The 24,163-nt window shown below is 55.5% G+C and carries 29 protein-coding genes, 1 tRNA gene and 3 pseudogenes; 25 read left to right on the forward strand and 8 right to left on the reverse strand.

Annotation, left to right across the window (positions count from 1 at the left end):
- The first annotated feature begins 150 nt into the window (after positions 1-150).
- Entirely contained in the window at positions 151-645 is a 495-nt protein-coding gene (locus B9Z41_RS06515; RefSeq protein ID WP_100146253.1) for a hypothetical protein, read from the forward strand.
- Positions 646-1,037: 392 nt separating this feature from the next.
- On the opposite strand, the pseudogene B9Z41_RS17320 reads toward B9Z41_RS06515, so the two are convergent.
- Positions 1,038-1,162, reverse strand: a pseudogene (locus B9Z41_RS17320) (IS110 family transposase); the annotation flags it as partial.
- Positions 1,150-1,337: pseudogene (locus B9Z41_RS06520) on the reverse strand (IS110 family transposase); the annotation flags it as partial. The pseudogenes B9Z41_RS17320 and B9Z41_RS06520, both read right to left, overlap by 13 nt.
- Positions 1,338-1,492: 155 nt before the next feature.
- Between B9Z41_RS06520 and B9Z41_RS06525 the strand changes: the two are divergent.
- Entirely contained in the window at positions 1,493-2,425 is a 933-nt protein-coding gene (locus B9Z41_RS06525; protein WP_100146255.1) for a hypothetical protein, read from the forward strand.
- 426 nt (positions 2,426-2,851) lie between these two features.
- On the opposite strand, the pseudogene B9Z41_RS06530 reads toward B9Z41_RS06525, so the two are convergent.
- Positions 2,852-3,368: pseudogene (locus tag B9Z41_RS06530) on the reverse strand (transposase).
- Positions 3,369-3,854: 486 nt separating this feature from the next.
- Between B9Z41_RS06530 and mauJ the strand changes: the two are divergent.
- From mauJ to pdxA, 13 genes are all read left to right on the forward strand, one after another.
- Entirely contained in the window at positions 3,855-4,361 is a 507-nt protein-coding gene (gene mauJ / locus B9Z41_RS16920; RefSeq protein WP_143474163.1) for a methylamine utilization protein MauJ, read from the forward strand.
- Positions 4,362-4,649: 288 nt separating this feature from the next.
- Positions 4,650-5,264: a LysE family translocator gene (locus B9Z41_RS06540; RefSeq protein ID WP_100146257.1), complete on the forward strand. Its 615-nt coding sequence runs from the start codon at positions 4,650-4,652 to the stop codon at positions 5,262-5,264.
- Positions 5,265-5,362: 98 nt separating this feature from the next.
- Complete coding sequence (locus B9Z41_RS06545) at positions 5,363-5,731, forward strand: VOC family protein (RefSeq protein WP_100146258.1); 369 nt, start codon at positions 5,363-5,365, stop codon at positions 5,729-5,731.
- A gap of 77 nt (positions 5,732-5,808) precedes the next feature.
- Entirely contained in the window at positions 5,809-6,198 is a 390-nt protein-coding gene (gene hisI / locus B9Z41_RS06550) for a phosphoribosyl-AMP cyclohydrolase (RefSeq protein WP_100146259.1), read from the forward strand.
- Positions 6,195-6,587, forward strand: a complete 393-nt coding sequence (locus tag B9Z41_RS06555) for a phosphoribosyl-ATP diphosphatase (protein ID WP_369823298.1) — start codon at positions 6,195-6,197, stop codon at positions 6,585-6,587. Before hisI ends, B9Z41_RS06555 begins: the two co-directional genes overlap by 4 nt.
- Positions 6,588-6,595: 8 nt before the next feature.
- Positions 6,596-6,982, forward strand: a complete 387-nt coding sequence (locus tag B9Z41_RS06560) for a hypothetical protein (RefSeq protein WP_100146480.1) — start codon at positions 6,596-6,598, stop codon at positions 6,980-6,982.
- 10 nt (positions 6,983-6,992) lie between these two features.
- A complete protein-coding gene (locus B9Z41_RS06565) occupies positions 6,993-7,349 on the forward strand; it encodes a histidine triad nucleotide-binding protein (protein WP_100146481.1) in 357 nt (118 codons plus the stop codon).
- 30 nt (positions 7,350-7,379) lie between these two features.
- A complete protein-coding gene (gene tatA / locus B9Z41_RS06570; protein ID WP_100146260.1) occupies positions 7,380-7,610 on the forward strand; it encodes a Sec-independent protein translocase subunit TatA in 231 nt (76 codons plus the stop codon).
- A gap of 19 nt (positions 7,611-7,629) precedes the next feature.
- Positions 7,630-8,100, forward strand: coding sequence for a Sec-independent protein translocase protein TatB (gene tatB / locus B9Z41_RS06575; RefSeq protein ID WP_100146261.1), 471 nt, complete (start codon positions 7,630-7,632; stop codon positions 8,098-8,100).
- Entirely contained in the window at positions 8,093-8,869 is a 777-nt protein-coding gene (gene tatC, locus B9Z41_RS06580; RefSeq protein WP_100146262.1) for a twin-arginine translocase subunit TatC, read from the forward strand. The genes tatB and tatC overlap by 8 nt, the downstream gene beginning before the upstream one ends.
- 18 nt (positions 8,870-8,887) lie before the next feature.
- A complete protein-coding gene (locus tag B9Z41_RS06585) occupies positions 8,888-10,030 on the forward strand; it encodes a Do family serine endopeptidase (protein WP_100146263.1) in 1,143 nt (380 codons plus the stop codon).
- Positions 10,027-10,800, forward strand: coding sequence for a Nif3-like dinuclear metal center hexameric protein (locus tag B9Z41_RS06590; protein ID WP_100146264.1), 774 nt, complete (start codon positions 10,027-10,029; stop codon positions 10,798-10,800). Before B9Z41_RS06585 ends, B9Z41_RS06590 begins: the two co-directional genes overlap by 4 nt.
- 2 nt (positions 10,801-10,802) lie before the next feature.
- A complete protein-coding gene (pdxA, locus tag B9Z41_RS06595; protein WP_100146265.1) occupies positions 10,803-11,876 on the forward strand; it encodes a 4-hydroxythreonine-4-phosphate dehydrogenase PdxA in 1,074 nt (357 codons plus the stop codon).
- A gap of 3 nt (positions 11,877-11,879) precedes the next feature.
- Here pdxA and mscL read toward each other — a convergent pair whose 3' ends face one another.
- A complete protein-coding gene (gene mscL, locus B9Z41_RS06600) occupies positions 11,880-12,299 on the reverse strand; it encodes a large conductance mechanosensitive channel protein MscL (RefSeq protein WP_100146266.1) in 420 nt (139 codons plus the stop codon).
- Between the two features lie 153 nt (positions 12,300-12,452).
- Between mscL and petA the strand changes: the two genes are divergently transcribed.
- The 6 genes from petA (at position 12,453) to B9Z41_RS06630 (ending at position 16,564) form a co-directional block, all read left to right on the forward strand.
- A complete protein-coding gene (petA, locus tag B9Z41_RS06605) occupies positions 12,453-13,052 on the forward strand; it encodes a ubiquinol-cytochrome c reductase iron-sulfur subunit (RefSeq protein ID WP_100146267.1) in 600 nt (199 codons plus the stop codon).
- Positions 13,053-13,066: 14 nt separating this feature from the next.
- The gene (locus tag B9Z41_RS06610) at positions 13,067-14,476 is read left to right on the forward strand and encodes a cytochrome bc complex cytochrome b subunit (protein WP_100146268.1); all 1,410 of its coding nucleotides are present in this window, start codon (positions 13,067-13,069) and stop codon (positions 14,474-14,476) included.
- 21 nt (positions 14,477-14,497) lie between these two features.
- The gene (locus B9Z41_RS06615; protein WP_100146269.1) at positions 14,498-15,256 is read left to right on the forward strand and encodes a cytochrome c1; all 759 of its coding nucleotides are present in this window, start codon (positions 14,498-14,500) and stop codon (positions 15,254-15,256) included.
- 94 nt (positions 15,257-15,350) lie between these two features.
- Positions 15,351-15,962: a glutathione S-transferase N-terminal domain-containing protein gene (locus B9Z41_RS06620; protein ID WP_100146270.1), complete on the forward strand. Its 612-nt coding sequence runs from the start codon at positions 15,351-15,353 to the stop codon at positions 15,960-15,962.
- A 5-nt stretch (positions 15,963-15,967) separates the two neighbouring features.
- Entirely contained in the window at positions 15,968-16,453 is a 486-nt protein-coding gene (locus B9Z41_RS06625; RefSeq protein WP_100146271.1) for a ClpXP protease specificity-enhancing factor, read from the forward strand.
- A gap of 35 nt (positions 16,454-16,488) precedes the next feature.
- Positions 16,489-16,564, forward strand: a tRNA-Thr gene (locus B9Z41_RS06630).
- Between the two features lie 42 nt (positions 16,565-16,606).
- Here B9Z41_RS06630 and B9Z41_RS06635 read toward each other — a convergent pair.
- Positions 16,607-16,993 carry a DciA family protein gene (locus B9Z41_RS06635; protein ID WP_158236146.1) on the reverse strand — a complete coding sequence of 129 codons (387 nt, stop codon included), beginning with the start codon at positions 16,991-16,993 and terminating at the stop codon, positions 16,607-16,609.
- A 112-nt stretch (positions 16,994-17,105) separates the two neighbouring features.
- On the opposite strand from B9Z41_RS06635, the gene secA reads away from it, so the two are divergent.
- Genes secA through B9Z41_RS06655 form a run of 4 tightly spaced genes read left to right on the forward strand, consistent with a single transcriptional unit; the run spans position 17,106 to position 22,466 of the window.
- A complete protein-coding gene (gene secA / locus B9Z41_RS06640; RefSeq protein WP_100146272.1) occupies positions 17,106-19,850 on the forward strand; it encodes a preprotein translocase subunit SecA in 2,745 nt (914 codons plus the stop codon).
- Between the two features lie 5 nt (positions 19,851-19,855).
- Positions 19,856-21,097 carry a bifunctional glutamate N-acetyltransferase/amino-acid acetyltransferase ArgJ gene (gene argJ, locus B9Z41_RS06645; RefSeq protein ID WP_100146273.1) on the forward strand — a complete coding sequence of 414 codons (1,242 nt, stop codon included), beginning with the start codon at positions 19,856-19,858 and terminating at the stop codon, positions 21,095-21,097.
- A 1-nt stretch (position 21,098) separates the two neighbouring features.
- On the forward strand, positions 21,099-21,986 hold the full coding sequence (locus B9Z41_RS06650; protein ID WP_100146274.1) for an ATP-binding protein: 888 nt from the start codon (positions 21,099-21,101) through the stop codon (positions 21,984-21,986).
- A gap of 9 nt (positions 21,987-21,995) precedes the next feature.
- A complete protein-coding gene (locus B9Z41_RS06655; protein ID WP_100146275.1) occupies positions 21,996-22,466 on the forward strand; it encodes a (deoxy)nucleoside triphosphate pyrophosphohydrolase in 471 nt (156 codons plus the stop codon).
- Positions 22,467-22,492: 26 nt separating this feature from the next.
- Here the strand turns inward: B9Z41_RS06655 and B9Z41_RS06660 are convergent, their stop codons facing one another.
- From B9Z41_RS06660 to coaE, 3 genes are all read right to left on the reverse strand, one after another.
- Complete coding sequence (locus B9Z41_RS06660) at positions 22,493-22,690, reverse strand: DNA gyrase inhibitor YacG (RefSeq protein WP_100146276.1); 198 nt, start codon at positions 22,688-22,690, stop codon at positions 22,493-22,495.
- Positions 22,691-22,693: 3 nt separating this feature from the next.
- The gene (gene zapD, locus B9Z41_RS06665; RefSeq protein ID WP_100146483.1) at positions 22,694-23,446 is read right to left on the reverse strand and encodes a cell division protein ZapD; all 753 of its coding nucleotides are present in this window, start codon (positions 23,444-23,446) and stop codon (positions 22,694-22,696) included.
- A gap of 87 nt (positions 23,447-23,533) precedes the next feature.
- The gene (gene coaE / locus B9Z41_RS06670; RefSeq protein WP_100146277.1) at positions 23,534-24,151 is read right to left on the reverse strand and encodes a dephospho-CoA kinase; all 618 of its coding nucleotides are present in this window, start codon (positions 24,149-24,151) and stop codon (positions 23,534-23,536) included.
- Positions 24,152-24,163 lie beyond the last annotated feature (12 nt).

A 24,163-nucleotide genomic window follows, 5' to 3' on the forward strand; every position in this document is an offset into this window, starting at 1 on the left:
TATTCGCCACGATGCTCTTGCAACATGCGAACAGCGCGTTCGCGCACTTCGGGGGAAAAACGATTTGATTTGCTCATAGCTCCATCTTCTCAAAGGTTGGAGCCTCCTCAAAACACGGGGCGATTCACTAGTTTTTCAAGGAGTAGGCAGTTGTTCTTCAAGAATGAACCTTTACCTGAGGTGAGTTTGCTAGGTGTCGTCACGAAGACTATGGACACAGGCTTTGTGTTCTGGAACGTGAACGACGACTTGGGTCACTCTAGCCAGGCGATCATGGGCAGTACCCCACTCATAAAAATGTCATACGGCTATGCACGTCGCTCAGCAGCCGCAGCCTTGTACATCCAGGGCCTCTTGGACAAGGCAGGGTACGAACATGCGGTCGCAATGTTCAAAGCCCTGCAAAGACAGACCGTCCACACAATTGAGTTTCAGGAGTCAGCATCTGCGGATGCTTCTGAATTTCTTAAAAGCTATCACTACTTGATCAGCAGTCTCTTCGAAAAGATGGTCATCCAGATTGCGAACGAGTATGAGATTCCGAAGCGTCGGCTGAGTGACGCTGAGTTATTCGGAGAGGTATTTGACACTGCGAGAGCCGTGCTGGAGGAGCGACTGCATCCAAAGGGTACGGGAGCTGCCTAGCAGTCGGGCGCGGCTTACCTCTGCTACAAGGGCTTCCCCAACTTTGCAAGCAATTGACCCAGGCATGTGAATTCGGTTTTTCAATCCAGATCTGCGATTCGCCTGCTGAATGTTGGTGTTGATGTTTGGATGCAAACGGTGCGGACGGCGTAACTACAAACAGTCACTATTGCTGCATCTTTGCAGCCGACCCTGATGAAAGACGCACGCTGGGGGCTCCATTCGTTAGTCGGGCTTGGGGGCAGTGGCCTGCCTTGTATCCCCTTGAGCTAATCGAGCATTCCCCAGTGCAGGTCCAAACCTTTACACATCAACGACAAGCCTTCACGCGGCTGAAGTTTTGATCTGTGGTGGCATGTTCTTGTGGTGGTCAGCGTTGTCGGTGTGCGCGGTCAAGCTGGCTTCTTGAACCCTTCACCATGCTTGAGCACCGCCCAGCACATGCGGACGTTCTTGGCGGCAATGGCCACAATGGCCCCCGCCAGTAGCCACGCCGCTCGACCAGACTGCGTGCCCAGTGGTGGGTGCTGGAGCAGGCCTCTATGCTGATCAGGCATAGGCAGCAAATAGGCGAGGAGTTTAAGCAATTTGGCGCGTGGCACATTGGGCCGAAGCAGCGCGAGTTTGCCAGCCTCATCCACACCATGCACGGCAAAAACGTTCTTTGCCAAATCGATGCCAACGGTTACGATATTTACAAGACTTCCCTTTCAGAATACAGGTGAGTTGATGAAAAGTACGACCTCTGCATCGTGGCACTCAGTTGCCGTTGACCGCAACCCTGACGGGGCGCGGATCACTTGGGACGGGGAAGTCCCTTTCATTCGTTAGATTCTTAGGATCACCTATGCCACTACCGGAAGTCCTGCTCGGAAGACTCTTAGCTGAAGGAGTAAAAGCTGCACTGAAGGGAATTTTCCACACGGGCGATGATGCCGCGTTATTGGCACAGTTGAACAACAGTATTTGTGCTGAATTGACTTGGTCTAGTAATTTTCTGGACGAACTTCGAAATCCAGATAGTTGCGTTCTTGAATCCAAGATATTGTTGAAAAATCGAGCAAGTATTTCACAAGAATGTGATCTCCAGCTCAGCATCTCTCCGATCCAAGGATCTCTTCACGGGCCACTAAATACCATCTATGGAAATCGCAGTGCCGGGGGCATTCCAACACAGACGGTCGGCCCAAGTGAAGGCTTTGAGATAGCTCTTGAAGATGCAATTAGTCGCATAAGAACCAAAAGCGTCGAGTATCTAGATACTAGTGAATCTATTTTCAAGTACCCCGAAGGCACAACTATCTGCCTAGACAACGGCGTCAACATCTCGCCCTCAGATTTGGTTCTGGATTGTCCTCTGCACGGGGACTATTCGGGTGTTGGCATAGCGGTGCGAATTACGAACTTTCTGGACGAAATCACTATTCATAGATACGCATATGGTGGCATAGCCTTATTAGATGACCGAGCCGAACTTGAGAGGGTCATTTCGAGTGAGGAGAACTCATTCTTTCGCTACGCCGATGGCCTCGTCCCCCTTGGCCATATGTTCATTTTTAGAAACGGAGAAAGCAGCCAAGGAAAATGGCTGCCGACCGACTCACTCAGATGTCTCTACGACGCCAAATCAAGCTTGCCAATCCATCTATCCCACTCTGGTGCCTCCGTATCAATACCAACAGTCTTCGCCAAAGACTCAATAACGACGTTGCGAAACTTCGCTCGACTCTTGTGTGTATTGCGGAAACGCGGTGAATTTAGTTATGACGTAAGAATCTAACATTGCGCTCCAAGGGACGCGCCGCAAGCGGCGCGCCCCTGAGCTTTGACTACAAGGGCTTCCCCATGGTTGTCAAACAGAAATCCATCGTGGTTGAATCGCGCAGCGATTGACCACGAAACTTGACTTCACTTCTTTCCTGCATCACTGTGTGCTTCTTGTCGTTGCCTATTGAGATGAAGGCATGTGGACGGCGAAACTACAAACGGTCATACGAGGCTGCGTTGCTTGCAGCGGACCCTGATGAAAGACGCGCGCCGAGGGCTCCATTCGTTAGTCGAGGCTCTGGGTGATTTCTCACCCGGTTGACCTCCTTTAGCTAAACGAGCATTCCCCGGCGCAGGTCCAAACCTTTCACTCATCAACGACAGTCATCACACGGTGACATCTACAACTGCAATCCCAGTCATTGACTGACGACGCTGTCTATGCCGGCAGCTTGAACGCATCACCGCGTTGCAACATCGCCCAGCAAATGCGCGCATTCTTGGCCGCAATGGCCACCACCGCCTTCCAGTAGCCCCGGCGCGCTTGCACCGAAATCGCCCAGCGACTCACTGGGTCGGTTTTGTTCTTGGCCGCCGCCAGCACCGCTTTGCCACCCATGGTAAGCAAGGTGCGCAGGGGCGGGTCACCGCCTCACAGATGACTGCCGCGTCTGCGGCGTCGTTCTTGCCGCGTTTACCCGAGAGGCGGTAGGGGGCCGCGAACTTCGGTGCCATCAAGCGCACGGTGTGGCCGACTGAGCAAACTCGCGTGCCCAGTGGTGGGCGTCGGAGCAGGCCTCCATGCCGATCAGGCAGGGCGGCAACTGTGCAATAAGCTCTATGAGTTTGCCGCGTGGTACTTCTGGGCGTACCAGGGCAGGTTTGCCTGTTTCATCGACGCAATGCACAGCAAAGACGTTTTTGGCGAGATCAATTCCAACAGTTAGGATTGCCATGACTTCCCCTTCCAGAAAAAAAGTGAGTTGATGAAAAGATTTACCTCTCCATCGTGGCACTTTGTTGCCGTAAACCGCAACCCTGACGGGGGGCGGCTCGCTTGGGACGGGGAAGTCCCTTTCATTCGTTAGGCGTCTCAGGCCACACCTTTACTCCTCCCACAAATGCTCTGGTGCGACGTTGCAGTTGTCCCTCACTTCTCCTGGCCAAATACGGCGGTGGGTCTGCCGTTCGACGGGTGGCTGATCGTCCTATCCCCGCCAACGGACGACTTGGCATGCCGCGCGTCTCTCCTTGCACCACACGGAACAACCTTCGAGGAAGGCGGCGCGGTGTTGTCGAGATTCCTGAGCCGTCTCGCATGGTCCTGGCGCGGCGGAGTCGTGGAGCTGTTCCATTCAGGATCAAACATGCCCGGCCGCCCTGGGTTGCTGGGGCAGGGACGCTTCGGTCGTAGCCCCTGGGCCACGGTAGAACCCTCTCACATGATCTACCTGCCAACCGACCTGTCCAAGGACGCCGAACTCGCGTTGGCCCTCTACCGCGAAGGACTCTCGGTCAACTCCGTTCCCTTTGCATTCCTGAGCCTGTTCAAGGTACTCAACATCAGGTTTGGCGCTGGTGCGGGACAAGAACAGTGGATCAACTCGAATATTCACCGCCTCTGGTACAACCCCGCTGTAGACCGCCTGACTGAACTTCGCAAGACGCATCACGACATCGGAAACTACCTCTACGTTCAAGGCCGATGCGCGGTGGCGCATGCTCATAGCTCACCCCTCGTGAATCCAGACGAGTACGCGGAACGCAGGCGCCTGGAGTCCGACATGCCTCTCTTGAAAGAACTCGTCGCACTATTCATCGAGCAGGAACTCGGCGTCCTTTCAGATTCCAGTTTCCACCATGCGTTTGACCCGAAGCTCCACGCGGGCCAGGCCCTCATGCGCGGGAACAAGCAGGAGGGCTGGATACTTTACGAACCCTTCAAGTGAGAGACGCCTAACCCCTTACAGGGACTTCCCACGTAGTCAAGCACCGCAGGCGCGAGTTATTCACTGTTGACGTCTTTCTTACAAAGGCATGACGGGGATGGTGCGATACAACGGGAACGGAAGTTGGGTGTCAGTTGCTCCTTCGCTCTGGTGGCTTGGCTGGGGTGCGGCTTGCTAGCAGGAGATTAGACTGCGACAGAACTCCAAACCAGCGATGGGCTTGCATTTTCAACGCTTTCAGATGAAGAATTTAAGGCCCAATCATTTGCTGAAACAAAGGCGCTTCACATGCTCACCACCGAGTTTTTGATCACATCGCTCATCGTTGTTCTCATACCCGGCACCGGGGTTGTGTTCACTGTCTCTACAGGCTTGTCGCAAGGGCGTCGTGCGAGCGTCCTTGCTTCTTTGGGATGCACTTTGGGCATCGTTCCGCATTTGTTGGCCACCGTGTTGGGCTTGGCCGCTGTCATGCATACGAGTGCGCTTGCCTTTCAGCTTCTTAAGTACGCAGGTGTTGCGTATCTTTTTTATCTGGCGGTGGTCACGTGGCGTGACCAATCTGCGTTTACCGTACAGCCCATTCGGGCCGATGGTGGTGCGTTGGGCTTAGTCACCAAAGCGTTCTTGCTCAATATTCTCAATCCCAAGCTGACCATCTTTTTTCTGGCTTTTCTGCCACAGTTCATACAGCCAGATGGCGTAGCACCGCTGCTGCAACTCATGGGGCTAAGCGGCGTTTTCATGGTCATGACTTTTGGCGTATTCGTCGTTTATGGCTTGTTAGCGCATGCGTTTCGCAAGTCGGTCATTGAGTTTCCGCGCGTCCAAGCTTATTTGCGCCGCACTTTTGCGGCGGCATTTGCCGGTCTTGGCACGCAATTGGCGTTTTCTGAACGTTGAATTCATCTCACCCGCGACCTTCAAAAAAATAGAGAATCATTGTTGATGCCACTCAACAGCGTCACCGTAAGTCAACCTCAACTTCGAAAGGAAAACGTATGAATAACCCCGTCGGCTGGTTTGAAATTTATGTGCAAGACATGGCACGCGCCAAAACGTTTTACGAGGCGGTGTTTGACACCACGCTGTCTCAGCTCGACAACCCAGAGCTTGAGATGTGGGCTTTCCCCATGGACATGGCCACTTCCGGTGCCTCTGGGGCACTGGTTCGCATGCCTGGTTTCCCCTCGGGGGCCAACAGTGTGCTGGTGTATTTCAAGTGCGCTGATTGCGCCGTAGAGGCTGACAAAGCCGCCAAAGCGGGCGGTACGGTTCAAAAGCCCAAGATGTCCATTGGGCCGTATGGCCATATTGCGCTTGTCGTGGATACAGAAGGCAACATGATTGGTCTTCACTCCATGCAGTGATTTTTTGTGGTGGGCATGGCGTCCATCCATTCGGCACCGCAAAGGCAATGCCGGCCAATGTCCTAAGATCACCCCTTATGAATTGGCTAGAAAAAATCAAATGGGATGACAAGGGCTTGGTCCCCGTCATCGCGCAAGAAAACGACAGCGGCGATGTGCTGATGTTTGCCTGGATGAACCGTGAGGCCCTGCAAAAAACAGCGGAGCTCAAACGTGCGGTGTACTTCAGCCGCTCGCGCAACAAGTTGTGGTTCAAAGGCGAAGAGTCAGGCCATGTGCAAACGGTGCATGACATTCGCCTGGACTGTGACAACGACGTGGTGTTGCTGCGCGTGACACAGCTGGGCCATACCCCGGGCATAGCCTGCCATACTGGGCGACACAGTTGCTTTTTTCAACGCCTAGAAGGCAACGACTGGCAAGCCTGCGAGCCCGTGCTCAAAGACCCCGAATCGATTTACAAATGACCGCCATGAGTTCGACCGACGTCAACAATTTAGACACTTTGCAACGCCTCGCGGCAGTGATTGAAAGCCGCAAACCCGCCAACGGGGGCGACCCTGAGAAGAGCTACGTCTCACGCTTGCTGCACAAAGGGCCAGATGCTTTTTTGAAAAAAATTGGCGAAGAAGCCACTGAAACCGTGATGGCCGCCAAAGATGTGGACCACGGCGGTGACCCTGCCAAACTGGTGTACGAGGTGGCTGATTTGTGGTTCCACAGCATGATTGCCTTGGCCCACTATGGCTTGACGCCTGCCGATGTGGTGAACGAATTGGCACGCCGTGAAGGGCTGAGCGGTCTGGAAGAGAAGGCCCTGCGCAAAGCCCAGGCACGCGAACAGACGGGCGAATGACGCACGCCATGGCACTGCCGCCTGATACCTCCGCACAGAACGACTCGGTCCAGACCATCAGTCTGGTGAGCTACGTGCTGCACTTGATCGTGGCGGTGAGTGCGGTGGTTCCGGGCGCTCAGGTGGGGCCTGCTTTGCTGGTGGTGGCCTTGATTTTGGATATGGTGAAGAAGGAAGACGCCCAGGGTACGTGGCAGGCTTCTCACTTCAGCTACCGCATTCGCACAGTGCTGTGGGTGGCGGCTTTGTATGTGGTCACGGCACCGCTGTGGTTCTTGTTCTTTTTTCCAGGCTGGATGGCCTGGGCCTTGATTTCAATTTGGTTTCTCTACCGCATCGTGCGGGGTTTGGTTCGCATGAACAAGCAGCAGCCGATGGATGATTTCGTTCTTTAAAGTGATCAGCATGACGAGTGACAACTGTATTTTTTGCAAAATCATTGCGGGCCAAATTCCCTCGCGCAAAGTGTATGAAGACGATGAGGTGTTTGCCTTTCACGACATCAACCCTTGGGCACCCATTCATTTTTTGATGATTCCCAAGCTGCATATCCCCTCCATGGCGCACGTAGGCCCTGAGCATGAGGGCTTATTGGGGCGCATGATGTTGCTGGCCCCTAAGCTGGCTTTGCAAGAAGGCGCGCGTCCTTATCCGGAGGGCGGCTTTCGCATCGTGACCAACACCGGTGCTGAAGGTGGGCAAGAAGTCCACCATTTGCACTGGCATGTCATGGGTGGGCCGCGCCCGTGGTTGCGTGGCTGATTAGAATTCCCCGTATTCAAGGAGAAAGACATGGGTTCATTTTCAATTTGGCACTGGCTGATCGTGTTGTTGATCGTCATCATGGTGTTTGGCACCAAGAAGCTCAAAAATTTGGGCGGTGATTTGGGCGGGGCTGTGAAAGGCTTCAAAGACGGCATGAAAGAAGGCTCGACGCCTGAAGACAAGCCTGCTGCGCAAGTCAACGCTGCGGCTGCGGCAGACAAGACCACCATCGACGTTGAAGCCAAGCAAAAGTCTTGATGCACATTGATCGTTTGCTGTGATTGATCTTGGTATTTCCAAAATTGCGCTGATCGGCGCCGTGGCGTTGATCGTCATCGGCCCCGAGAAGTTGCCACGCGTGGCAAGAACGGTGGGCGCGTTGATCGGCAAGGCGCAACGCTATGTGGCCGATGTCAAAGCCGAGGTCAATCGGTCGATGGAGCTCGACGAGCTCAAAAAGATGAAAGACACGGTGGAGAGTGCGGCACGTGATGTGGAGCACTCGGTGCAAACGGCGACCAGCGATTTTGAAAAAGACTGGGCCGACACCACCGCAGGTTTGACGGGCAACGAATACACCCCGCTGGAAACACCGCCCCTGAGCTACCAGCACCCCGGTAAGAAGTGGCGCCTCAAACGCGGTAGCGTGCCCCAGTGGTACAAAGCCCGCCAAGGCGTGCGCACCAAGGCCCTTTCCAGCGCAGCCCGTGTGGCGCGCTTTCGTCCCGCTGTGAGGCCTGATGTCTGATACCCCTTCCCAAGACGAACTGGCTGGCACCGAGCAGCCGTTTGTTCAACACCTGATTGAGCTGCGTGACCGGTTGGTCAAATCAACCATTGCAGTGGCGATTGCAGGCGCAGTGCTGGCGATTTTCCCTGGACCTGCTGAGTTGTACGACTTGTTGGCTGCACCTTTGGTGGCGCAGTTACCCGCTGGCGCCACTTTGATTGCGACATCGGTAATTTCGCCATTTTTGGTGCCGCTCAAAATTTTGCTGATGGCGGCATTTCTGTTGGCTTTGCCGGTGGTGTTGTACCAAGTGTGGGCATTTGTGGCACCAGGCTTGTATTCCCACGAAAAAAAGCTGGTGTTGCCGTTGGTGGTGTCGAGCACGGTGCTGTTCATGATCGGCGTGGCCTTTTGTTACTTTTTCGTCTTTGGTCAGGTGTTCAAGTTCATCCAAAGCTTTGCGCCTAAAAGCATCACGGCCGCACCTGATATTGAGGCCTACTTGAGTTTTGTGATGACCATGTTCATCGCGTTTGGCTTGGCGTTTGAGGTGCCGATTGTGGTGATCGTGTTGGCACGCATGAATGTGGTGAGCATTGAAAAGCTCAAAGGCTTTCGTTCTTATTTTGTGGTGTTGGCGTTCATCGTGGCGGCCATCGTGACCCCACCTGATGTGGTGTCGCAGCTGGCTTTGGCCATTCCGATGTGCGTGCTCTACGAAATTGGCATTTGGGCCGCACAGATTTTTATCAAGCACACGCAAGCGCCAGCGCCAGACGCTGAGTGAGCGTACCCAGAGAGCTCCATGAAACGTCATTGGTTGCTTTTTTCACAAGTGGTCACGGTGGCGCTAGCGCTGTGGTTTGTCGTCGCCACACTCAAACCTGAGTGGCTCAGTCGAGTGCCACGCATGGTGGGTGTGACTTTGCAAGAGGCACCGCCATTGCCCGCTGGGGCAGTGATGCCGGGCAGCCTGAGCCCGGCAGCCAAGCGTGCAGCACCCGCGGTGGTGAGCATTGCCACCACCCAGGCAGCCGCCAAAAACCCGCAACAAAACGACCCATGGTTCCGGTTCTTTTACGGTGACCGTGAAGACGATACGCCGCAAGCGGGTTTGGGCAGTGGCGTCATCGTCAGCGCCGAGGGTTACATACTGACGAACAACCACGTGGTGGAAGGGGCAGAGGAAATTGAAGTCACCCTCAGCGACAGCCGCCACGCCCGCGCCACGGTGATCGGCACCGACCCAGAGACAGACCTGGCCATTTTGCGTATCCAGTTGGATCGTTTGCCTGTGATCACGCTGGGCAATTCCGATACCTTGCAGGTTGGCGACAAGGTGCTGGCTATTGGCAATCCCTTTGGGGTGGGTCAAACAGTGACCAGTGGCATTGTGTCCGCGCTGGGTCGCAACCAACTGGGCATCAACACATTCGAGAACTTCATTCAGACGGATGCCGCCATCAACCCAGGTAATTCGGGCGGAGCGCTGGTGGATGTGAATGGCAGTTTGTTGGGCATCAACACCGCCATCTATTCGCGCTCTGGCGGCAACATGGGCATTGGCTTTGCCATTCCCGTGTCGACTGCGCGTCAAGTGTTGGAGGGCATCGTGCGCGATGGTCAGGTGATGCGTGGCTGGATTGGCGTTGAGCCCAACGAACTGACCCCCGAGTTGGCAGAGACTTTTGGGTTGAAAGATGCGACCGGCGTGCTCATCACTGGGGTGTTGCAAAACGGACCAGCGGCGAAAGCTGGTTTGCGTCCTGGCGATGTGTTGGTGCGTGTGGCAGGGGAGCCCGTGCGCAATGTGGGCGAGTTGTTGACGCGCATTGCAGCGCTGACGCCGGGAGTGTCGGCCAAGCTTGACGTGATGCGTCGCAACCAAGCCCTGAGTTTGGATGTGACCCCAGCGCAACGCCCCAAAACCAAGGCAGCACCGCGATGAGTTCTTCGCATGGCGTGACGCGGACCTTGCTGGTTGATACATGCAACACCTTGTTGCAGCCTACGCGGTTCAAAGACTACGGCCCCAATGGCTTGCAGGTTGAGGGCAAAGCCCAGGTCAAGCACCTCGTCTCAGGCGTCACCGCCAGTCGGGCCTTGATTGAGGCTGCGATTGAGGTCAAAGCCGACGCGATTTTTGTGCACCATGGCTTGTTTTGGCGTGGTCAAGATGGTTCTGTGACAGGCTGGATGAAGCAACGTTTGGCGCTGCTGCTGGCCCATGACATCAACTTGTTGGCCTATCACTTGCCGCTGGACGCGCATCCTGAATTGGGCAACAACGCGCAATTGGGGCAACGTCTGGGGCTGGTGGCGCAAGGCACATTTGGTGACCAAGATCTTGGCTTGTGGGGTGAGCGTGCGGATGGGCAAGCATTTGCTTCGGTCGATGATCTGACCCACACCTTGACTCAGGTGCTGCAACGCTCCCCGTTGGTGGTGTCGGGTGTCAATCGTCCTATCCGTCGTATTGCTTGGTGCACGGGTGGGGCGCAAGGTTTTTTTGAAGCGGCCATTGCGGCGGGTGCGGATGCTTTCATCACCGGTGAAATTTCTGAACCTCAGGCGCACTTGGCGCGTGAGACGGGTGTGAGCTTTTTGGCTTGTGGCCATCATGCGACGGAGCGTTATGGTGCGCCTGCGGTCGCAGCCCATGTGGCAGCGCAATTGGGGCTGACGCACCAGTTCATCGACATCGACAACCCGGCTTGACGATGGCCACCGCTTTCAAGCCAATTGCCATCACCGTGGGGGATGCCGCGGGCATAGGCCCTGAGATCATTGCCCTGGCTTACCGTGATGCGCCGCAACAAGTGCAAGGGTGTGTGGTGGTTGGCGATGTGGCCGTGATGCAGCGTGCTGTGGATGTGTTGGCTCGAACCAACCCTGGCACTGTGCGCGTCACGTTGCTGCCGCTGTCGGGCTTGTCTGACTTGCCCTCAACTTTGCCCGCCCTGACCCTGCCGGTGTTGCAGGTGGGTCAAGCCTTTGACGCGGCCCAGTTACCCGCTTGGGGCCGCATCAGTGCGGCCGCTGGCGCGCTGGCTGCTGATGCGGTGGTGTGGGCCGCGCAAGCGGCTTTGCGAGGCGAGTTGGCGGCAATGGTGACGGCTCCTTTGCACAAAGAGGCTTTGTCTGCGGCCGGCGTGCCGTTTCCGGGACACACCGAAATGTTGCAAGCCTGTGCAGCCGCGCATGTCGGTGTGTCGGTGGACGATATGCCTGTGCGCATGATGCTGGCCAATCGCGAGTTACGCACCGTCCTGGTGAGCATCCATGTGCCTTTGCGTCAAGCCATTGAGGCGGTGACCGTAGAGAATATTTTGCAAACCTTGCGCATCACGCATGCAGCGCAATTGGCGTCGACGGGGCGCGCGCCGCACATGGGGGTGGCAGGCTTGAATCCACATGCAGGCGAGGGTGGGTTGTTGGGGCGTGAAGAGATTGACATCATCGTGCCTGCACTGCAACAAGCCCGTGCCGAAGGCCTGCACGTCAGTGGCCCGTTTGCGCCGGATACGATTTTTATGAGAGCTCGCGCCAAAGACGGTCAACCTGGCGAGTTTGATGTGGTGATTGCGATGTACCACGACCAGGGCTTGATTCCCGTCAAGTATCTCGGGGTTGAGCAGGGGGTCAACGTGACGTTGGGTTTGCCGCTGGTGCGCACCAGCCCTGATCACGGTACGGCGTTTGACTTGGCTGGGACAGCGCGGGCAGACCCGGCCAGTTTGTTGGAGGCTTTGGCCATGGCGCGCCGCTTGGCTGGAGGCGGCGCTCAGGCGTAAGTTTCAACGTTCGCGCAGGTTGTCGCGGATTTCACGCAGCAGCAACACATCTTCTGGGGTGGCGGGTGGTGCGGCAGGGGCTTCGGCGTTTTTGAGGCGGTTGATTTGCTTGATCATCACAAAAATGATGAAGGCCAACAAAACAAAGTTGACGGCAACCGTGATGAAGTTGCCGTAAGCAAATACCGGAACGCCTGCTTTTTTGAGGGCCTCAAGCGTCATGGGGGTGCCGGCGGGTGGCGTGCCGAGGGCTAAGAAAAAGTTGGAAAAATCAAGCCGGCCAATCAAGGCCGAGATGATCGGCATGATCAAGTCATTCACTGCGGAGTCCACAATTTTTCCGAAGGCCGCGCCGATGATGACGCCAACGGCCAAATCCATCACATTGCCCTTGATGGCGAAGGCTTTGAACTCTTTCAGCATATCGAATCCTTAATGAGGGTGAAGGGTTGTCAAATTCCAGCATAGCGCAAAGCTTGCATCTGGCAAATGATGCTCGCGCGCGGGAAGTGACCGCATACTGGTCAGCTACAATTCGCTGTTAACCCAACCAGTGACAATTGTTTGAGGAATTCCATGAGTGACACCCCAGTAGACACCAGCAAACGCACGTGGCTGATTGCATCCACCTGCGCGGGTGCAGTGGGCGGCGTAGCAGTTGCCGTCCCCTTCGTGAGTACCTTCCAACCCTCCGAGAAGGCCAAGGCCGCCGGCGCGGCTGTGGAAGTTGATATTTCAGCCCTCAAGCCCGGTGAAAAAATGACCGTGGAATGGCGCGGCAAACCCGTTTGGATTGTCAAACGCACGCCTGAACAGCTGGAGAGTCTGAACAAGACCGAATCACAGCTGGCAGATCCCAAGTCAGAGCGCAAGCCTGCGGAATTCACACCTGAATACGCACGTAATCAAGCACGCTCGATCAAGCCAGAAATTTTTGTCGGTGTGGGCATTTGTACACACCTGGGCTGCTCGCCCTCGGACAAGTTCACGTTGGGGGCACAGCCCTCATTGCCAGACGACTGGCAAGGTGGTTTCTTGTGCCCTTGCCATGGATCGACTTTTGACATGGCCGGTCGCGTGTTCAAGAACAAACCTGCACCTGACAACCTCGAAGTCCCGCCACACATGTACCTGTCCGACACCAAGTTGTTGATCGGTGAAGACAAGAAAGCCTGATAGGACAACACACCATGGCTGAATTCAAAGAAATCTCTCCCAACGCCAGTGCTGGCGCAAAACTGCTCAACTGGGTGGACAACCGTTTTCCGGCGTCCAAGATGTACAAAGAGCACCTGTCTGAGTACTACGCGCCGAAGAACTTCAACTTCTTTTATTTCTTTGGCTCGCTCGCACTGTTGGTGCTGGTGATCCAAATCGTGACCGGTATTTTCTTGGTCATGCACTACAAACCTGATGCAGCACTGGCCTTTGGCTCGGTTGAGTACATCATGCGTGATGTACCCTGGGGCTGGCTGATTCGCTACATGCACTCCACAGGCGCTTCGGCGTTCTTCATCGTGGTCTACATGCACATGTACCGTGGCCTGATTTACGGTTCGTACCGCAAACCCCGCGAACTGGTGTGGGTGTTTGGTTGTGCCATTTTCTTGTGCCTGATGGCAGAAGCCTTCATGGGCTACTTGTTGCCTTGGGGCCAAATGTCCTACTGGGGCGCACAGGTGATCGTGAACTTGTTTGCTGCTGTGCCCTTCGTCGGTCCAGATCTGGCCTTGCTGATTCGTGGTGACTATGTGGTGGGTGATGCCACCCTGAACCGCTTCTTCAGCTTCCACGTGATTGCAGTGCCTTTGGTGCTGTTGGGTTTGGTGGTGGCACACATCATCGCTCTGCACGAAGTGGGGTCGAACAACCCAGATGGCGTAGAAATCAAGGGTCCGAATGCACCGAAAGATGCGCAGGGTCACCCACTCGACGGCATTCCATTCCACCCTTACTACACGGTGCACGACATCTTGGGCGTGAGCGGTTTCTTGTTGGTGTTCACTGCGATCATCTTCTTTGCACCTGAATTCGGTGGCTACTTCCTCGAATACAACAACTTCATTCCAGCAGACCCGCTCAAGACCCCGTTGCACATTGCCCCCGTTTGGTATTTCACGCCTTTCTATTCAATGCTGCGTGCCATCACCAGCGAGATGATGTATGCCTTGATCGCTTGCGTATTGGCAGGAGCCGTACTGGGCGTGACTCGTACCAAGCTGTCTGTCTTGTTCAAAGGTGTGGTCGTTGGTGGTGCGGTGGCCTTGGTGTTGATGATGCTGTCGATCGACGCCAAGTTCTGGGGTGTGGTCGTGATGGGTGGCGCTGTGGTCATCTTGTTCTTCCTGCCTTGGTTAGACAACTGCGGCGTCAAGTCGATCCGTTACCGTCCTGATTGGCACAAGTACCTCTACGGCATCTTTGTGATCAACTTTGTGGTGCTGGCTTACTTGGGTGTGCAACCTCCGTCAGCCATTGGCGAGCGCGTGTCCCAAGTGGGCACCCTGTTCTACTTCGGTTTCTTCTTCTTGATGCCTTGGTGGAGTCGCCTGGGCCAGACCAAGCCGGTCCCTGACCGTGTGACGTTTGCCCCTCACTGAGATTCACGGAGCACATTCACCATGAAAAAAATTCTTCTCAGCTTGGCTCTGGTTCTCGGTGTGGTCACCGGTGCCCAGGCTTCAGGTGGCGACACCATTGCGTGGGACAAAGCGCCCAATAAAACCAATGATTTGGCGGCCTTGCAAAACGGCGCCAAGTTGTTTGTGAACCATTGCTTGAACTGCCACTCGGCAGCGTTCATGCGCTACAACCGTCTGACCGACATCGGTTTGACCCAGCAGCAGATCAAAGACAACCTGTTGTTCACCACTGACAAAGTGGGTGAAACCATGAAGTCCAACATTGATCCCAAGCAGGCCAAAGAGTGGTTTGGTGCCAACCCTCCTGACTTGACCGTGATTGCACGTTCACGTGCAGGTCATGGCGGAACGGGTGCAGATTACCTCTACACCTACATGCGCACTTTCTACCGTGACGAAACCAAAGCCACGGGTTGGAACAACTTGGTGTTCCCCAACGTGGGCATGCCCCACGTTCTGTGGGAGATGCAAGGCGTACGTCGTCCTATCTATGAAGAGCATGAAGAACACGGTCACACCGTCCATGTGTTCAAAGGTTGGGAACAAGTCACGCCCGGCACCATGACGCCGTTGCAGTACGACCAGGCCATGGGTGACTTGGTGGGTTACTTGCAATGGATGGCTGAGCCCGCTCAAAATACCCGTGTTCGCATTGGTGTGTGGGTTCTGCTGTTCTTGGTTGGATTCATGTTCATTGCTTGGCGCCTGAACGCTTCGTTCTGGAAAGACATCAAGTAATCACATAACTTCGGTGATGGGTTTGCACCTGTCATCACCCCGCGGAGTGACAGGTCAGCCTGTCACTCTTTTTGATTTTTAGGAGCTGCCCATCATGATGGTGCTTTACTCGGGAACCACGTGTCCCTTTTCTCATCGCTGCCGTTTTGTCCTGTTTGAAAAAGGCATGGACTTTGAGATTCGTGACGTGGATCTCTACAACAAACCCGAAGACATCAACGTTATGAATCCCTACGGCCAGGTGCCTATCCTGGTTGAACGTGATCTCATCTTGTACGAGTCAAATATCATCAATGAATACATCGATGAGCGCTTTCCCCACCCTCAGCTGATGCCCGGTGACCCCGTGGACCGCGCACGCGTGCGTTTGTTTTTGCTGAACTTTGAAAAAGAGCTGTTCACGCACGTGTCGACGCTGGAGTCGCGTGTGGCCAAGGCCAATGACAAGGCTTTGGAAAAGGCGCGCGCGCACATTCGCGACCGCTTGACCCAATTGGCGCCAGTCTTCTTGAAGAACAAGTACATGTTGGGCGATAACTTCTCGATGCTGGATGTGGCCATTGCCCCCTTGCTGTGGCGCTTGGATCACTATGGCATTGAGCTGTCAAAGAACGCTGCGCCGTTGCTGAAATATGCGGAACGTATCTTCTCGCGCCCTGCCTACATCGAAGCATTGACGCCGTCTGAAAAAGTGATGCGCAAGTAATTGGCATGCTGAATACGCCCGACGCTTCATCGACTCGTCCATATCTGCTGCGTGCTTTGCACGAGTGGTGCACCGACAACGGCTTCACGCCTTATGTGGCGGTGTTGGTGGACGAGACGGTGCAAGTTCCTATGGAGTATGTGAAGAACGGCGAGATTGTGTTGAACGTCAGTTATGACGCCACCAGCAGCATGACCTTGGGCAATGAGTTCATTGAATTCAAGGCCCGCTTTGCGGGTACTGCCCGTGAAATCGTCGTGCCTGTGAGTCGCGTGCTGGCTATCTACGCCCGAGAAAACGGGCAGGGTATGGCGTTTCCGATGCCGGTGGCGAAGTCAGATGACGCGCCTGTGCAGACAGCCACTTCTCCTGTCCGTACTGGACTGAGTGCTGTCGATGCAAGTCATGCAGAGGCGTCTTCTGCCGATGGTGACGAGCCACCACATCCCACATCTCCCAGCGGACGCCCAACTCTCACGCGTGTGAAATAAAAAACAGCCTTCTTCGAGGCTAAAATAATGACCATGCCGATTTAGCTCAGTTGGTAGAGCACCCGCCTTGTAAGCGGTAGGTCGTCAGTTCGAATCCGACAATCGGCACCATACAAAAGTCCGCTGTGCGCAAGCCCAGTGGGCTTTTTCCATTCAAGTGGGTGATTTCACTTTCACACGAATCGTGGTGACATTCCAGCCTTTGGTGCGCAGGTGTGCACACAAGGCGGGCAAGGTTTGGCGCAGTTTGGCTGCAACTGCGCTGTTGGGTACCAACAGGCACCACGTGTCGCCTTCCACTGAGCCCGATTGCACCAAACTACGCAAGGACACAGGCAGCAAAGGTGCGATAGCGCGCAATCTGTTTTGGTTATCGCGAGCGATGGCGGAGAGTTGAGCCAAGCCGGGCGCCGAGTCGACAACTTGTTCCAGGGTTTGGGCTCTGCCACGCAAGATGGTGCGTGTTTTTGGCGCTGTGCTGTATCCCAGGGCTCGGTAAGCTGCAAGGGTGTCAGGATGAGGTGGTTCTCGGGTGGCCATGGACCAATTATGGGGCTGCGCACGGTTAAAATTCGCCGCTTCTATCCAGCCTTTCACAAAGGATCAAGCGGCTCTCTGTCTTGCATGAGAGAGAGGTCGCCGCAGCGCTCGCATGGCTTTCAATTTCCTCACCCAAATTTTCGGTAGTCGCAATGAGCGCTTACTCAAGCAGTACCGTAAAACCGTCGCGCAAATCAACGCTTTGGAGCCCGGCTTAGAGCAACTCAGCGATACGGCGTTGCAAGCCAAGACCGATGAGTTCAAACAACGTGTCCAAGGTGGCGAGACGCTGGATGCTTTGTTGCCAGAGGCTTACGCCGTGGTGCGTGAAGCGTCAAAGCGTGTGATGAAAATGCGCCACTTTGATGTGCAACTGGTGGGCGGTATTGCTTTGCACCAAGGCAAGATTGCAGAGATGCGCACGGGCGAGGGCAAAACTCTGACTGCGACGTTGCCGGTTTACCTGAACGCACTGTCCGGACAAGGCGTGCACGTGGTGACAGTGAACGATTACTTGGCCAGCCGTGATGCGCAATGGATGGCGCGCTTGTACAACTTCCTTGGGCTGTCGGTAGGCATCAACCTGCCGCAAATGCCGCGCGAAGAAAAGCAAGCGGCTTATCGTGCAGACATTACCTACGGCACCAACAACGAATACGGCTTTGACTATTTGCGCGACAACATGGTGTACGAACCGGTTGACCGTGTGCAACGCGGCCTGAATTACGCCATCGTAGACGAGGTGGACTCGATTTTGATCGATGAGGCACGTACGCCGTTGATCATCAGTGGCCAAGCGGAAGACCACACCGAGCTGTATGTGGCGATCAACCAAGTGGTGCCACTGCTGACGCGCCAAATTGGTGAAGAAGACCCACGCACTGGCGAGGGCATCATCACACCGGGTGACTTCACGGTCGATGAAAAGTCGCACCAGGTTTTCATGACCGAGCAGGGCCATGAAAACGCCGAGCGCATTTTGGCCAGCCGCGGGCTGTTGCCTGAAGGTGCGTCGTTGTACGACCCCGCCAACATCAGCCTGATGCATCACTTGTATGCGGCGCTGCGTGCCAACCACCTGTATTACCGCGACCAGCACTATGTGAACCAGGGTGGCGAGATTGTGATTGTGGATGAATTCACGGGACGCCTGATGTCGGGACGCCGCTGGAGCGATGGCTTGCACCAAGCGGTGGAGGCTAAAGAAGGGGTTGAGATTCAAGCGGAAAACCAAACACTGGCATCGATCACATTCCAGAACTATTTCCGCCTTTACAACAAACTCGGCGGCATGACGGGGACGGCCGATACCGAGGCCTATGAGTTTCAAGAAATTTACGGGCTTGAAACTGTGGTGGTGCCACCTAACCGCATCAGCCGTCGCGATGACCAACTCGATCGTGTCTACAAGACCACCGACGAAAAGTACAAAGCTGCAATTGACGACATCCGCGACTGCTACGAGCGCGGTCAACCGGTGCTGGTGGGCACCACCTCGATTGAAAACTCGGAGTTGATTGCGGGCATGTTGGAGAAGGCCAAGTTGCCCCATCAAGTGCTCAACGCCAAGCAGCACGCGCGCGAGGCTGACATCGTGGCGCAAGCAGGCCGTGCCAAGATGATCACCATTGCCACCAACATGGCCGGTCGCGGGACCGACATTGTGTTGGGTGGCAACGTGGAGAAGCTGATTGCCGAGGTGGAGGCGGATGACAGCCTTGACGCCACAGCCAAGCAACAAAAAATTGACGCTTTGCGCGTGCAGTGGACCAAAGACCATGAGATGGTGAAGTCACTGGGTGGGTTGCGCATCATCGCCACCGAGCGCCATGAGTCACGTCGAATTGACAACCAACTGCGTGGGCGTTCAGGCCGACAAGGTGACCCAGGCTCTTCGCGTTTTTACCTGAGCTTGGATGACGCCTTGATGCGCATCTTTGCGGGTGAGCGCGTCAAGTCCATCATGGATCGCTTGAAGATGCCTGAAGGCGAAGCCATTGAGGCCGGCATCGTCACACGCAGCATTGAAAGCGCCCAACGCAAAGTCGAAGCACGCAACTTTGACATTCGCAAACAGCTGTTGGAATACGACGATGTGTCCAACGATCAGCGTCGCGTGATCTACCAGCAGCGCAACGACATTTTGGATGCGACCGATTTGACGGCTCAAATCGCGGGTTTGCGTGAAGGTTGCTTCACGGATTTGGTCCGTCAATTTGTGCCGTATGAATCGGTGGAAGAGCAATGGGACATTGCAGGGCTGCAACGCGCCTTGTTACAGGAGTGGCAGATTGACCTGCCATTGCTGCAAGAGATTGAAAAAGCCACAGCCATCACTGATGAAGATATTTTGGCGCAGGTAATTGCGGCGGCACACGCCGCTTTCCAGGTCAAGGTGGAGCGTGTGGGCATCGACCAGTTCACGCCCTTCATGCGCGTGGTCTTGTTGCAAAACATCGACAGCCATTGGCGCGAGCACTTGGCGGCTTTGGACTACTTGCGTCAAGGCATCCATTTGCGCGGCTATGCCCAAAAACAGCCCAAACAAGAATACAAGCGCGAAGCGTTTGAGTTGTTTGGTCAGTTGCTGGATGCCGTCAAAAACGAAGTCACGCGTGTGCTGATGACGGTCAAGATCGAATCGACCGAGCAAATTGAGCAAGCTGCCAGTGAGCTGGAAGATCGTGCCGAAAGTTTGCACAACGTGACGTATACCGCGCCCAATGAGTCGGGTGTCGCCGAGACCACGGCGGATCCTCAGACCTTTGCAGCTCAAGTGCCGGTGGTGGGTCGCAACGAGCCTTGCCCTTGTGGCAGCGGCAAAAAATACAAACATTGCCACGGCCAATTGGCCTGATCTTTATGCCTGTTCATTTGATTCCCCCAGTTGCTTCGGCTTTGCACCCCATTGCCGGTGTGCGCATTGGCGTCACACAAGCTGGCATTCGCAAAGCCGATCGCAAAGACTTGACCGTGGTGTTGATCGACGAAGGTGCGTCGGTCAGTGGCGTGTTTACCCAGAACCGTTTTTGTGCCGCGCCTGTGCAAGTGTGTCGTGAGCACTTGGCTTCGGGACAAGGGATACGTGCCATGCTCATCAACACGGGCAATGCCAACGCTGGCACGGGTCAGCCTGGGCTGGTGCGTGCACGTGCCACCTGCGTGGCTTTGGCCAAAGCACTGGATATTGCACAAGAGCAGGTGTTGCCGTTTTCGACCGGTGTGATCATGGAGCCGCTGCCGCACGACCGCATCATGGCGGGTTTGCCCGCAGCCATTGCGGCCGCAGGTCACGCATCCAGCTCTCAGCAGTGGGTAGACGCTGCTGAGGGCATCATGACCACGGACACCGTGCCCAAAGCCGCCAGCACCCAGTTGCAGCTGGCCGGCACGACCGTCAGCATCACAGGCATCAGCAAAGGCGCTGGCATGATTCGTCCCAACATGGCCACCATGCTGGGCTTTTTGGCAACGGACGCATGTGTCGCACCTGAGTTGATGAAAGAGCTGTCTTTGGCCTTGGCGGAAGGCTCGTTCAACCGAGTGACCGTGGACGGCGATACCTCGACCAATGATTCGTTTGTGGTGATTGCTACAAATAAGGCGCCTCATGCACCGATCACCAGCCTGCAAAGCCCAGAAGGTCAGGCCTTGTTCCAGGCGATGCTGCAGGTGGCGCGCCAGTTGGCACAAGCCATCGTGCGCGATGGCGAAGGCGCGACCAAGTTCATCACCATTCAGGTCGAGGGTGGCCGTGATGGCGCCGAATGCCGTCAGGTGGCTTATGCCATCGCACATTCACCCTTGGTCAAAACGGCGTTCTATGCCAGCGACCCGAATTTGGGCCGCATCTTGGCGGCTGTTGGTTATGCCGGTATTGCTGATCTCGACCAGACAGGCATTGACCTGTACTTAGACGATGTACATGTGGCCATTCAGGGCGGCCGTCACCCAAGCTACCGCGAAGAAGACGGTCAACGTGTGATGAAACAAACCGAAATCACCGTCCGTGTGGTGCTGGGGCGTGGCAACGCCACCGACACCGTGTGGACGTGTGACCTGAGCCATGAGTACGTGACCATCAATGCCGATTACCGAAGCTGAAATGAACGATTTGTCGAACCACCCCCTTGAACGTTTGGTGCAACGCGCCGAAGCCCTGATGGCACGCATTGAGTCCGTGTTACCCCAACCTTTGTCGGCACCTGATTGGTCAGCCAGTGTGGCTTATCGCTACCGCAAGCGCAGCAGTGGCCATGGCAGCTTGGAGCCCGTGCGTCATGTGGCAAGCTTGGGGCTGAAAGATCTGCAAGAGATCGATGGACAGAAAGAAAAAATTCAACGCAATACCGAGCAATTTGTGAATGGTTTGCCGGCTAACAACGTGCTCTTGACGGGCGCGCGAGGCACGGGTAAGTCGTCGCTGATCAAAGCCTGTTTGAACGAGTACGCGCCGCGCGGCTTGCGACTGATTGAGGTGGACAAAGACGACTTGACGGACTTGCCTGACATCATTGATGTGGTGTCGACACGACCAGAGAAGTTCATGATTTTTTGTGATGACCTGAGCTTTGAAGATGGTGAGCCTGGCTACAAAGCCCTCAAGTCCATCTTGGACGGTTCGGTGGCAGCAGCAACGCCCAATGTGCTGATTTATGCCACCAGCAACCGCCGCCATTTGTTGCCTGAATACATGAAAGAGAACCTCACCTACACCCACACCGACGACGGTGAGGTGCACCCGGGCGAAGGTGTGGAAGAGAAGATTTCGTTGTCTGAGCGCTTTGGCTTGTGGGTCAGCTTTTATCCTTTCAGCCAAGACGAATACTTGACCATCGTGGCGCAGTGGCTGTCTTCGTTTGGCGTGCCTTCTGCGCAAGTGGAAAGCGCCAGACCAGAAGCCCTGGTGTGGGCTTTGGAGCGTGGTTCACGCAGTGGGCGCGTGGCTTACCAGTTTGCCCGTGACTACGCGGGCAAACATGCCCAGGCTTGACGCGACATCATGACATCTCCGCATGTGCGTGTGGTCGATGCAGACCAACCCCGTTCTGTGGAGCGTGGCTTGGTGCAAGTGGCTGTGGGTGTGCTGATTCGTGATGACCATGCGTTTTTGATGACCACCCGTCCGCCCGGTAAGGCCTATGCTGGTTATTGGGAGTTTCCGGGTGGCAAGCTTGAAGCGGGTGAAACGGTGGCCGAGGCTTTGCGCCGTGAGCTGCAAGAGGAAATCGGTATCACCATTACCGACTGCCAGCCATGGCAGACCGAAGTGATTGACTACCCGCATGCCTTGGTGCAATTGAACTTTTGCAAAGTCACCCATTGGACGGGGGAGCTCCAAATGCGCGAAGCCCAGAGCTTTGCGTGGCAGCAATTGCCTGTGGTGGTGGCGCCTGTGTTGCCAGGCACGGTGCCGGTGTTGCAGTGGTTCGCGCAAGAGCGCCAGTTTGTGGGTGCCACCCACAAGGCGTGATTGCCAAGGGTTAACTCACCCAGCGCTTACTGCAGGGGCGTGTTTTCGAAATCCGCATCGTCTTGCGGCGTTTGATCGGGCAAGCGGTGTTCTTCGTTGGCCCAGGCACCCAGGTCAATATTGCGGCAACGTTCGCCACAAAAAGGTCGGTAGACGTTGGCCGTTTCGTACCGGCTAGGACCGCCACACTGCGGACATTTGACAATGCGAACCTCGGTGCTCATGGCTCAAACGCACAAGGCCATTTCAAACGGCACATCGTCGGTGCTGGGTTGCAAACGGCCATCGCCGTCTTGGCGCATCATGCGCACCCAAATCATCAAGCGGTTGCCGCTAATTTCTGGAATCAGACCCAGGGCGGGATCAATGGCGACGCGCATGAGTTGGAACTTGCCCTGCGCGAGGGACTGTTGAAACTGACCACCCATGGCCATCATTTTTTGCGTGTTGCCTGTGTCGCGCATCAAGGTGAGCAGCAGCTTGACGGAGGCGTTCATCGGTTGAAAGCTCTCGGCCCAACGCAAGATATCAGTACGGCGTGCGTCACCGCTTTGTTGTTGCCATGCGTGGTAGGCGGGCAGGTCGAAGCAGCAGGTACCACCGGGAATAGCCACTCGGTTGCGCAAGGCAGTCAGCCATTCGTTGTCGGTCACGGACTGACCGATTTTGCCGACGGCATTGTTCATGGCATCAAAGCAGCGGTCCAGTTGATAGAGCAATTGGTCCAAAGCCTGTTCTGATACCGAAGGGTTACCACGCAGGCCATTGAACATTTGTTTGTGACGATCTAAGTCTTTGAGGATGTCTGACTTGAGGTCGGTGCGGCCTCCTGCTTCAACCAACTCAAACAGCGTGGTGAGCGCGAAGTGGTTGTCCACCGGGTGGTTGCGTGTGGTCAGTTCTTCGAAACGCTGAAACAGGTGTTCCAGGCGCAGATAGGTGCGCACACGTTCGTTGAAGGGATGTTCGTACAGAATCACGCAGTAAAACGAATAGATCGGAGGGCCGTTTTGGACAGCATGGATCATACCCTCTGAAATCTCGTTTTCTGAGCAGAGTCGCCTGGGTTACAGAGGCAAATTCAGAACCTCTGCGTGCAACTCATCCAAGCTAAGTTTCTCATTGAAGATCACCCAGTCTGCCGCAGCCAGACGCGCTGGTCGCTTGGCCTGAGTATCGATGATGCGTTGTACAGCCTCTTGGCTTAAGGCGCTGCGAGCCATGACACGTTGAATTTGTGTTTCCACCAGGCAGTCCACCACCAACACGCGGTCAAGCCGCTGACGCCACCGGTCTGACTCCACCAGCAAAGGCACATCAAACACCACCGTATGACGACCTGCTGCAAGGGCGGCGTTTGCTTGACGCTCGGTTTCTTGTGCGACCAAGGGATGAATGATGGCTTCCAGCGCACGTTTGGCATGAGGGTCGTTGAACACGAGGACACGCATTTGGTCCCTGTCCAATGCGCCTTCAGCGGTGAGAAAGTGAGCGCCAAACTGCTGGCTGATCGGGACAAGTGCAGCACCTCCCGGTGCCGTCACAAGACGGGCAATGGCATCTGCATCCACAAGAGCTGCGCCGCGCTTGAGCAACATCTGAGCGACTGTGCTTTTGCCACTGCCAATGCCACCGGTCAGTCCAATGCGAACTGAATGAAGAGGGGCGGTTGTGATGGAGGGCATGATGGGGCCTGC

The organism is Limnohabitans sp. JirII-31, assembly GCF_002778315.1.
Classification (GTDB): Bacteria; Pseudomonadota; Gammaproteobacteria; order Burkholderiales; family Burkholderiaceae_C; genus Limnohabitans.